This window comes from Streptomyces sp. NPDC059875, assembly GCF_042731085.1.
In the GTDB taxonomy this organism is placed as follows: Bacteria; Actinomycetota; Actinomycetes; order Streptomycetales; family Streptomycetaceae; genus Streptomyces.
This window is the reverse complement of the sequence record NZ_JBHWJZ010000007.1, coordinates 1-2,612: the sequence shown is the minus strand read 5'-3', so window position 1 is coordinate 2,612 and position 2,612 is coordinate 1. Positions and strand designations below refer to the sequence as shown.

General features: G+C 74.1%; 2 protein-coding genes. Both read left to right on the top strand.

The features are described 5' to 3' along the window. The first annotated feature begins 232 nt into the window (after nucleotides 1-232). Complete coding sequence (locus ACFV9D_RS10710) at nucleotides 233-1,300, top strand: polyprenyl synthetase family protein (RefSeq protein WP_385143877.1); 1,068 nt, start codon at nucleotides 233-235, stop codon at nucleotides 1,298-1,300. After that, the gene (locus ACFV9D_RS10705; protein ID WP_385143875.1) at nucleotides 1,290-2,525 is read left to right on the top strand and encodes a hypothetical protein; all 1,236 of its coding nucleotides are present in this window, start codon (nucleotides 1,290-1,292) and stop codon (nucleotides 2,523-2,525) included. Before ACFV9D_RS10710 ends, ACFV9D_RS10705 begins: the two co-directional genes overlap by 11 nt. Nucleotides 2,526-2,612: the final 87 nt, after the last annotated feature.

Sequence of the window (2,612 nt, the reverse complement as noted above, 5' to 3'; positions counted from 1 at the left end):
GATTCCTCGCCATCCACCTACGGGCACACGGCAGGGAATTCCTGACGCACACCGCAAGAACAAACAGGTCAGTGGTTTTTCCGCAGACAGCGTCTGCACACTGGCGAGGACGGTAGTCCAGGGCCGGCTGCCCCCTCTGGACAGCGCCTATACGCCAAGCTGCCTCTTTTCGGGGGCCCTTGGGTGTGCGAGAAAGAGCGTGTTGAGGTCTACCCGGTATCAGGAGATCCGCATGTCCACTACCTTCCCAGTGAGTCACGAATTCACTGGTGTCGCCGTCCGCGAATCACGCGACCGCATCTTGGCGCGGGTCGAGCGACGCATTCATGAATTCCTCGCCGAGGAGCGCCGTTCCTGGGCGGCGCTCAACGCTGATTCGGCCGAACTGATCGACTGCGTGAGCCGCATGGTGGGCAGCGGGGGCAAGCGCCTGCGCCCCGCCTTCTGCGTCGCCGGCTACCTCGCCGGCGGCGGGGACCCGGAGGCGCAGGTCGTCGTCGACGTGGCGGCGGCCCTGGAGCTGCTGCACACCTTCGCGCTGCTCCACGACGACGTCATGGACGACTCGGGGCTGCGCCGCAACGAGCCGACCGCGCACGTCCTGCACTCGACGCTGCACACGGAGCGCGACTGGCGCGGCGAGCCCCGCCGGTACGGCGAGAGCGTGGCCGTCCTCGCCGGCGATCTCGCGCTGGTGTACGCGGAGCGGCTGCTCGCCGACTGCCCGCCGCACGCCCGGCGCATCTGGGGCGAGCTGTGCACGGAGCTGATGATCGGTCAGTTCCTGGACGTGCGGGCCGCCGCCCGTTTCGTGCCCGACCCCGAGCTCTCCAGCTGGATCGCGCTGTTCAAGTCCGGCCGCTACACGGTCTACCGGCCGCTGGCGATGGGCGCCGAGCTCGCCGGCGCGCAGGGGCTGCGCCCCGTCTTCGAGGAGTACGGCCTCGCGCTCGGCGAGGCGTTCCAGCTCAGGGACGACCTGCTGGACGCGTTCGGCAGCTCCGACGTGATCGGCAAGCCCGCCCAGCTGGACTTCAAGCAGCACAAGATGACGCTGCTCATGTCGACCGCCCTGCGCCACGAGCCCGAGGTCAGGGAGCTGGTGGGGGACGATCTGGCCGGCGCGGACCCCGACCGGCTGCACGAGGTGCTCATCAGGACCGGGGTGCGCGACCGGGTGGAGCGGGTCATCGCGGAGCGCATCGAGACCGCGCGGTCCGCGGTCCGCGACGCGCTGGACGCGGACTGGGCCGACGAGCTCCATACGATGGCGAGGCAGGCCGCCTACCGTGACAAGTGACCTGAGCGTCCCGGTCCCGACCGCCCTGGGCCCAACCGTCCCGGTCCCGACCGCCCTGGGCCCGACCGTCCCCGGCCCGACCGCCCTGGGTCGGGCCGCCCCGGGCCCGACCGCCCCGGACCGGACCGTCCCGGGCCGCCCGGCAGCGGCCGGGTCCGGGCGGCTCGCCTCCGAACGGGTCGTGGTGGACTGGGAGTTCACCCCCGTCCCGGGTGCCCCGGCATCCTTCTGGGACACGGTCGACCCGGTCGCGGGGCTCGACGTCTTCGCCGGGGCGCTGACCCGCGGCGCCGGCGGCCCGTCCCCCGATCCGGCGGTGCGTCTGCGGGTCCGGACGGCGGACGCGTACCGCCCGCCGGTCGACGAGCCGCCGCCGGCGCCCGGCGGGCCCTGGGCCTCGTACAGCGAGAGCGGGGAGGTCCGCCGGATCCACTGGCGGGCCCGGGAGGCGTCGGGCACGGCCGGGCTGCTGGCGGCGTCGCCCGAGGCGGCCGGCGCGGACGGCGCGCCCCGCACGCTCGTCGAGGTGTCGGCGAGCCACGAGGGCTTCCGGCGCAAGCTGTCGCGGACGGCGCTGATCGCCCCGCTGATGCTGAACGGCGGGATGGCCCTGATCCACGGCGTGGTCGTCACCCGCGACGACGGGTTCACCGTGCTGCTTGCCGGGGCCTCGGGGTCGGGCAAGAGCACCCTGGGTCTGGCGGCCTTCGCCCACGGCTGGCGGGTGATCGCGGAGGACCTGGTCTTCGTCAGCGCGGACCGGGCCGTCGTACCGCTGTTCCTGAGCGGGGCGTGGGAGTGCCGGGCGCACCCCGACGACCGGGCGCTGATCGAGCGGGTCACCGGGACGCCGGTGACCGGGCACGCCTCGGGGCTGCCCGCGGACCACCGGGGCCGGGAGTACATGTTCCCGGTACGTCCGGGGGCCGGTCCGGCGCCGGACCGGCCGCTTCCGGTGGACCTGGTGGTCTTCGTGGACCGGGACGGCGACGCCCCGGTCTCCCCCGGCGCCCGCGCCGGGCAGGTGCTCGGCGCCGGGCCGGGCAGCACGCTGGGCGCGGTGGCGAAGCTGCTGCGGCTCGACTTCTCCCCGGTGGTACGGGAGACGGAGGAGACGCTCCGTAAGGTCGTCGAGGGGCTGCCGTCGCGGCGGTTCGCGGCGTCCGGACGGATCGCGGACGACGTGCCGGCGTTCCTCGCCGCCCTCGACGGCTGGGCGTCCTGACGGCGCCCCGTCGCGCGGAAAGCCTCGAAGGGCCCGGCCGTTCGGGGCCGGCCGTCGGGGGGTGTGCGGCGGGTCAGGCCCACGCGA

Bases quoted from the DNA above. Each gene is read 5' to 3' on its own strand.
- ACFV9D_RS10710 (WP_385143877.1), top strand. From the start codon at position 233: ATGTCCACTACCTTCCCAGTGAGTCACGAATTCACTGGTGTCGCCGTC.